The following is an 8,483-nucleotide window of genomic DNA, read 5'->3' as shown; positions in this document are numbered from 1 at the left end:
ATCAATAAAATAACAAATTAAAGATTTTATTAAATCAGTTTTTTCTTTAAAAACTTTGTTTAGTATAGAGCTTACATTTAACTTTTCTAATATTTTGTCAACAACCAATCTCGCACCAAATGATAAAACCCTTGAAAATTGACTATCGTTTTCTTCAAGTGAAATACCGAAATCTCCAAAGTAGGTAACATAGTTTTCGTTTGGTATCATCATTGTTTCTTTTTCATCAGAAACAATACCTATGCACGCTCTTTCGTTCTCACTATATCCCTTTTCTTTATTAAAAATTTTCTTGGTTGTATAGTACACATAAGTACAGTTTTTTCTTCTACTAAATACAATATCTTTTGATGGAATTTTTACAGGTTTAAAAGCCATTTTTTTATCTCCTTTTACTAGTTACATTATATCACTATTTAAAGTAAAAATCTAGTGTTTTTTCAAAATAAAAACCCTTTAAATAAAGGGTTTACACTTCATTATTAATAACTAGTTACAAAATTGTGAAAAGTTCAGGATATAAGTTCAGAAATAAAAATAATAAACTACCAATCGCAAAAGATAAATTTTCAAAAGAAATAAGCACAAAAGAGAAAAAATACATCGTCCGCTTGTTGTATTTCACTCAGATGAAAAATTCTACTATTTATCAATAAAAACTTTAACAAAAAATAATCTATCATCAGTTGAAAACGATGAAGATAATAATGTTATTATTTATGAAAATAACATTTACAATAAAAAAGTCACACCTAAATCACTAGGAAATGTCATCAATTGTTCTACTATTAACATAATGAACAGTAAAATGTTTTTAGAACTATTTGAATTAGATAACAGAAAAAATAATTTTCAAATATCATTTGAAATTTATCATCAAATTATGAATAAGCTCTATGAAAATAAAAATAATCTAATTTATCATGAAGTACAGTGTTTTGACTTTGAAAATAATAAAACTATATGACTGACAGATGTTTTTGAAGCAAATAAAGATCGAGAACAAATGAAAATATGATTAAAAAATACCAAAACAAAAGTTGAAACAATATTATTAAAATATAAAGATTCAAAATAAAACATTTATTAATGAGTATAAATATGTGTGAGTTTTAAAACAATGATAATCAAATCGAGGTTTATTTTTTTGATCAAAAATATTGATATCATTTTGTTTGATATTCCAGAAGAATGTTTTAAATTCTAAACTCTTTTGCTATATTCAGGTATGATTATATTGAGAGTGGTATATCTTTTTAATTTTTATATAGTTTTTATATAATAAAATTAGAGATTATCTAACAAACGAAAGGAAATAGTATATATGAAAAAACTTTTAACAGCCTTAACTGCGCTAGTTGCAACAGCTGCGCCAATTTCTGCTACAGTTTCATGTAAAAAAGCAGAACTTGCAGAAGGAGTTGTTGGACAAAGAGTTGTAATGGTTACAGATGCTGGTAACATTCACGATCACTCATTTAACGAAGGTGCATGAGAAGCTATCATCCAATATGGTATGAATATTCATGAAAAATTCGGTATCGAAAACGAAGAAGAAGCCAGAGCTTTAGATTACGCTTCATCAGTAGGTGAAAACCAATGAAATCCTGAAAAGAAAAACTTTGGTGAAGTCGATTTTAAAAAAGCTAAAGAAAAAAATAAAAACTTTGTAGAGGTACGTGAAGGATCTGGAGCTTCTGGATTTACCAATGCTTATAACACAGCTATCAGTAGAGGAGCAGATGCAATATTTTTAGCAGGATTCAAACATAACGATACAGTTCAATACGCTGCAGAAAGAATGGGTGAAAAAACAGTCGTCTTTTTAGATGGTACTTATAAAGGAAATCGCAACAATGTTATTTCAATAGTTTATAAATCAGAATTAGCAGGGTTTAACGCAGGTTGAGATGCATTAATGTGAGCCAACTTACCAAAAATGACAAGTTTAAATAGTGGAGAATTTGATCCAGAAGCTATTCAAAAATCAGCAGAGAAAAAAGTGAACGAAATACCTGTTCAAGGATCATTAAGAGATAAAAGTCATGTATCAGTTGGTATGTTTGGTGGAATAAGTATTAAAAATGCTGTTGACGACTTCTTGTGAGGTTTACTAGCCGCAATGAATTTATATAATGATGTTATGGCAGGCCAAACTGTTAAATTGAAAGATGTTAAAAACAACGAAGTGGAGTATACTTTGCAAAAAGTCGAGTTTGCAAATGGAAAAGGAAGTGAATCTCAAAGACAAGATGTAAAAAGTATCGATGCACTTGAAGAAGTTGATTGATTTTCTAGTAACTTCGAATCTGGAGGAGCTACAAGATCAAGTGTAATGCCTAAATTATTCAAAAATCAAGCAGATATTATTTTCCCAGTTGCAGGAGCCCAAACAAATGATGTTTTAAGTTATAACGAAGAAGATGCTAAGATTTTTAAACCATATGTAATTGGAGTTGATGCTGATCAAGTTATCTCAATTGGTGATGAGAGAATAGGAACAAACAAAAGATTTATTACAAGTGCTAAGAAAAATATTATTTCAGCATCGGTTTATGCATTAGAAAGAGCAAAATCATTACAAGAAGCTATAGTTGGTGGTAAGACATATAAAAACTCTAAATATGCAGGTGAAACAAAAGATGGACAAGTTTTAAATGGAGAACAAGCGGATTGATCTATTTCTTCATCAAGAAGTGCAGACCAAAAATGAGATGCTGGTAAAGATGGAATTATTACAAACTCTGCTAATTTAGCTGTTCAGTCTATTGATTATGAAAAAGGTAGTTCTAAAATTGTATCTAAAAAATTAGAAAATATTTTTAAAGAAAGTGGAAGCAAATTTAATGAATACTTCAGTTCAAAATCATTAAATAATTTTGTAGAACAAGTAAAAAAAGAGTTAACAGATAAAAAATGAGCTGAATCAAAATTAAATGAAGAAGGAATAGCAGGAATCCAAGACTACCTAAACCTTTTAAATAGAACCAATATTGTTAATCAAAAATAAATAAAATAGAGTTTATGAAATTAGATGAAAACATTAACTAAAGAAAATATTTATGCCATAGAAATGGAAAATATAACAAAAACATTTCTAAATGGTGCTATTGTCGCTAACGACAACGTAACAATTAGGGTTAAAAAGGGTGAAATTCACGCTATTGTAGGTGAAAATGGTGCTGGTAAATCAACTTTAATGTCAATCCTATTTGGTTTATATCAACCAACTGAGGGGATAATAAGAGTTAATGGGAAAGAAGAAATAATTTCAAATCCGATTAAAGCTAATAAATTAGGTATTGGTATGGTTCACCAACATTTCAAGTTAGTAGAAGTGAATACTGTTTTTGAAAACATTATTTTAGGTACCGAAGAAACAAAAAATAAAATATTCTTAAATAAAACAAAAATGCGTGCAGAGTTAGTAGAAATTATGGATAAATATGATCTACACGTAGATCTAGATGCAAAAATTCAAAATATTTCTGTTGGTATGCAACAACGTGTTGAGATATTAAAAATTCTATACAGAAAAGCTGATATCTTAGTTTTTGATGAACCTACTGCTGTTTTAACTCCTCAACAAATCGATGGTTTGCTAAGAGTTATGCAAAATCTTCAAAAATCAGGAAAAACAATTATTTTCATTTCACATAAAATGGATGAAATTAAGAAAGTGGCAGATACCGCAACTGTTATTAGATTAGGTAGAAAAATAATCGATTTAGATGTTTCTAAAGTAACTGGTAATGAAATTGCTGAAGCAATGGTTGGTAGAAAATTAATTGAAGTGAAAAATGAGTATACTAAACCGCTATCAGATCAACCTATTCTTGATGTAATAAATTTAACAGTTAAAAAAAATTCAAATCCTAAAGTATTTGGATTAGAAACTTTTAATATAAATGTGAAACCTGGTGAAATTGTTGCTGTTGCAGGTGTTGAAGGAAATGGTCAAAAAGAATTAGTTGAAGCTATTACTGGACTAACTAAACCGGTATCTGGCGGGGTAGTATTTAAAGGTGTAAACATCGTTAACCATAGCATTAAAAAAAGATACGATATGGGATTATCTCACATTCCTGAAGATCGTCATAAACACGGTCTATTGCTAGATTTTACAGTACAAGAAAATGTTGTGAGTCAAGAATTGGATAAAGAACCATTTTCTAAATTTGGATTTATAAACAGAAATGCTATTTCAAGATATGCTCAATCAGTAATAAATGATTTTGATGTTCGTGGTTCTAGAAATGGAACAGCTAATGCTAGAGGGTTATCTGGTGGAAATCAACAAAAAGTTATTGTTGGTAGAGAAATTAGAAAACAACACGACTTATTAGTTGTTGTTCAACCAACCCGTGGTCTTGATGTTGGAGCCATTGAATACATTCACTCTGAAATATTAAAAGAAAAAGAAAGTGGAAAAGGTATCTTGTTAGTTTCTTATGAACTAAACGAAGTTATGGCATTAGCTGACAGAATCGTTGTTATTAATGAAGGAAGATTTATTGGTGAAGTTTCTGGAAAAGGAGCTAAAAAAGAAGAAATAGGATTACTGATGACTGGTCAAACACTAGATAAAATCAAAAAGAATAAATCTAAAATGGAGGTAAATGCATAATGTTTTCTAAATTTAAATGAACATTTTCAAATAGATTAAAGTATGTAGTTACTTCAGATCATTCAAAAGAAAAAAGAAAAGTTTTTAAAGGTTCTATTTTTTCAATTTTAGCTGGACTAGCAACCGCTTCTATACTATTGATATTTTTATCAGTAAACCCCTTTGAATATTTTTACTATGTATTTTCATATAGTTTTGAGAGTAGTTTCCTACCAGAAACTTTTAATTGAACTGCAGTTTATATAATTGCCGCTATATCTATGGCTATTGCATTTAGGTGTGGGGTATTTAATATTGGTGCTTCGGGACAAATATTAACATCAACATGTTTGTCAACAATAATCCTTGTTCTAATAAAAGGTAAAACAATATCTTCTATAGATTCTGGAACAATATTCTTATTATTTATAATTTGTGTTCTATCTGGTGCAATATTAGCGTTTATAGCAGGTTTGTTAAAAGCATTATTCAATATACATGAAGTTGTATCAACAATTCTATTAAACTGAACTGCATTCTTTACATTAAAATGATTCTTTGATTTCACTGGAGATAGTTTTAAAAGTCCAACTCCAGGTATTACTTTTACTATTCCTTCTAATCAATTAAATATAGGAGATAATCATTGACTACTTCCTATTATAATTGCAAGTATCTGTGTTCTATTTGTTTGAGTATTATTTTCAAAAACTACTTTAGGATTTAAACTAAAAGCTGTTGGTTCATCTCCTTCGGCATCACAATATGTTGGAATTAATGTTAAAACACAAATCGTTGGAGCATTAACATTATCAGGAGCATTTGCAGGGTTAGCTGGTTTTGTTGCAATGTTTACAGTTACACCAAATACATCATTTGCAATCGACTCATTACCTACTTTAGGATTTGATGCAATCGCGGTTTCATTAGTTGCATTTAATAACCCTATAGGAATTATTGGTACAGGTTGATTGTGAGCCGCTATTAAAACTGGTACAGGACCTGCTTCAGGATTCTATACAATTTCAACTCAATTAAGTTCATTAATTTCAGGTATATTAATTTACTTCACTGCTATTGCTTCAATATTTATTAGACTTGAACCTTGAACAGCAATCAAAAATAAATTCTATATATTAAACTCAGGAATAAATCTAAAAATTATTAGAAAACTAAAATCTCATATTAGAAAACTAAAATCTAAAAAACGCTTCTTATGTTTATCAAGTGAATATAAAGAAAGACTTGAACAAGAATATATAGCTTATTGTAAAGAAAACAATATAGATATTAATAATGAACAAGTTAGTTTGCTTGCTAAGAAATGAAATGGTAGAAAAAATCTTAAGTTAGTAATGAAAAAAGAAATTGATTCATTAATTAGCTTATGTGAAGACAAATTAGCAGAAGTTAAAAAACATGTTAAAGAAGAAAAAACAGAATTAAATGTTTGTGGTTTAAAAACAGAATTATCAAAAGAAAAAGCTTTAATTATTTCTAACTTTATTGAAAAACAAAGAAATTTAAACTTAGAATTTTCTACTCAAAAAGATAAAGTAAGAAAAACTAGAGATTCAATTTTAAATTCTTATAAAAACTTATTAGAAAAAAATAAAGCTGAACACAAATCAAGACTTCAAGCAATCAAGATGAACAAAGAAACTGAAATAAGTGCGTTAACTTGAGAGTTTGAATACCGTGATAATTTAATTCAAATTAAAGCCGAAAAATTAACAGCTATTGATAATATCAATGAGCATATTAAATCAGCAAAATCTGAATTTAAATTACAACGAGAAATTCTGAGATTAAATAAAGAATTAACGACTGAAGATAAAAAAGTAAAATATGATGAAATCAAACAAAAATTCAATGAGTTAATTTCTCAATTAAAACAAGATAAAAAAGAAGTTATTTTTAAAGCTAAACAAGAATCAAAAGACTGAAAAGATAAGTTTAAAGCTCAAAAACTAAAAGTTAAACAAGAAAAAGTTGAACTACAAGCAATTTTAGATAAAGCTCAACGTTTAGTTGAAGAAGAAAATAAACGTTTTGAATTATCAAAACAAAAAGCTTTAGAATTTAAACAAGAATTTGATTCAAAAGTTGATATGAATCGTTCTAAACAAGAAGTTGAACAAGCAACTATGCTATTGAATGATTTAAAAACAATCTTTAAATATCAACTTGTAAAAGAGATTTCTAATGAAGCTTTAATCACAAATAACGAAGTTTTAACAAAAGTTTTAGGAATTAAAAATAAAATTGATAAAATTTTAACTCAACAAGTAGTTAATGCATATGATGCTGCTGAATACATGAAAGACAAAATAAGAATTAATTTAAGTTCTTTAAAATTAATAATTAATATTCAAAAAGAAATTAATTATATCCAATCTAGATTAGATGAAAATAAAACTAATAGTATTTTCAATGAATCTATAATAAAAGCTAAAGAACTAATTGCTTCTCAAAAAGAACAATATTTAGAAACTGTTAATTCTGCTCCAGTTGAAACAATTCAAGATTTAGATCAATTAATAAACTTAGAAAAAACATATAAAGAAAATATGAATTCTCAAGTTGTTGAAATTAATCAAAAAATAGTAAAGGAAGGTGTGTAATATGTTAAATTCAGTTACAGCTCAATGAGCTTTCGGATTTATTGCTATATTATTATTTGCTTCCTTATCAGCACTTGTTTCAGAAAAAGCGGGAGTAGTTAATATTGCTGTTGAGGGAATGATGACAGTGGGTGCATTGGTTGTTTCTATACTTGGAACAATTGTAAATACTCACCCAAATGAAGCATCTTCTCAATATACTCAAATTTGAGTTATGTTGCTTGCAGCAATAGTAACATCTATATTTTCGCTATTACACGCATTTCCATCGGTTTCGTTGAAATCAAATCAAATTGTTTCAGGAACTGCTATTAATATCTTAGCTTTAGGAACAGGTATATTCTTAGCTTCATCAAACTACTTTGGAAAACAATCTCAAATTATTGCAAGTGGTTATACAACATTAAAATTTGGACCATTCCCTGTTTGAATGATTGTAGCGATTATTGTAGCTATTCTATTATTAGTATTTTTCAAATACACAAAACAAGGAATGAGATATGCAATGGTTGGAGAAAACCCAAATGCAATTGATGCTGCTGGAATTAGTGTTACAAAATATAGATATATTGCAGTAATGTTTTCAGGATTTCTTGCAGGAATTGGTGGTGGAGCATTCATTCTAACAATTGTTGGTAGTGGTACATTTGGTGGATCATTAAATGGATATGGATTCTTAGCTATTGCGATTATGATTTTCGGTCAATGAAAAATACCATTTATTTCAATTGGAGTTATTATATTTTCAATGATATTTGCAATGGCTCAACAAATTTCATTACTATTTGATCAAAATGTTATAAAAAGAATGGCGACCTTATTCAAAGTAACACCTTTCGTATTAACTATTATAGGTATGATTGCATTTAGTAAAACATCACGAGCACCAGCTGCAGTTGGAGTTCCATTTGATAAATCAAAAAGATAAATTATTTATAATTTCAAACAAGCACATTTGTGCTTGTTTTTTTTGTTTAAAACTATTTAATAAAAAAGTTTTAGTCTAATACTATATATTTAATAAATCAGCAAGGTTTTGAACGTATTTCAACATCTTGCTTTTCTTTCATTCTTTACCACTTATCTGTTCCATTTTATAACTTCTTAAATATTCTATTATTTGTTTGAAAGAATAATTTTTGTGCAAGTCCAATTTAATAAATTGGTTCTTAACACGTGTTCCAATTATTAATGATAAGTAGTTTATAAATTCAGTTGTATAAACTTTCATTTCAGAATGAACTCTGGTTTTT

The 8,483-nt window shown here is 28.0% G+C and carries 8 protein-coding genes; 6 read left to right on the top strand and 2 right to left on the bottom strand.

What is annotated here, in order from left to right:
- Window positions 1-378: hypothetical protein (locus AB668_RS03540; RefSeq protein WP_201342694.1), on the bottom strand; the 378-nt coding region annotated here is incomplete at its 3' end.
- A gap of 125 nt (window positions 379-503) precedes the next feature.
- Between AB668_RS03540 and AB668_RS05750 the strand changes: the two genes are divergently transcribed.
- From AB668_RS05750 to AB668_RS03515, 6 genes are all read left to right on the top strand, one after another.
- On the top strand, window positions 504-656 hold the full coding sequence (locus tag AB668_RS05750; protein WP_160315012.1) for a hypothetical protein: 153 nt from the start codon (window positions 504-506) through the stop codon (window positions 654-656).
- Window positions 599-1,078, top strand: a complete 480-nt coding sequence (locus AB668_RS06110; RefSeq protein ID WP_442928560.1) for an Mbov_0400 family ICE element protein — start codon at window positions 599-601, stop codon at window positions 1,076-1,078. Before AB668_RS05750 ends, AB668_RS06110 begins: the two co-directional genes overlap by 58 nt.
- 246 nt (window positions 1,079-1,324) lie before the next feature.
- Window positions 1,325-3,010, top strand: coding sequence for a BMP family ABC transporter substrate-binding protein (locus tag AB668_RS03530; RefSeq protein WP_050517646.1), 1,686 nt, complete (start codon window positions 1,325-1,327; stop codon window positions 3,008-3,010).
- A gap of 24 nt (window positions 3,011-3,034) precedes the next feature.
- Window positions 3,035-4,627 carry an ABC transporter ATP-binding protein gene (locus AB668_RS03525; protein ID WP_050517645.1) on the top strand — a complete coding sequence of 531 codons (1,593 nt, stop codon included), beginning with the start codon at window positions 3,035-3,037 and terminating at the stop codon, window positions 4,625-4,627.
- On the top strand, window positions 4,627-7,230 hold the full coding sequence (locus AB668_RS03520) for an ABC transporter permease subunit (protein ID WP_050517644.1): 2,604 nt from the start codon (window positions 4,627-4,629) through the stop codon (window positions 7,228-7,230). Before AB668_RS03525 ends, AB668_RS03520 begins: the two co-directional genes overlap by 1 nt.
- 1 nt (window position 7,231) lies before the next feature.
- A complete protein-coding gene (locus tag AB668_RS03515) occupies window positions 7,232-8,158 on the top strand; it encodes an ABC transporter permease (protein ID WP_050517643.1) in 927 nt (308 codons plus the stop codon).
- 81 nt (window positions 8,159-8,239) lie between these two features.
- Here AB668_RS03515 and AB668_RS03510 read toward each other — a convergent pair.
- The coding region (locus tag AB668_RS03510; RefSeq protein WP_327138681.1) for a hypothetical protein at window positions 8,240-8,483 on the bottom strand (244 nt) is incomplete at its 5' end.

This window comes from Mycoplasma sp. HU2014, assembly GCF_001199495.1.
GTDB lineage: Bacteria > Bacillota_I > Bacilli_A > Mycoplasmatales > Mycoplasmataceae > Mycoplasma.
Note: the sequence above shows the minus strand (reverse complement) of the source record. Positions and strands in the feature narration are given on the sequence as shown.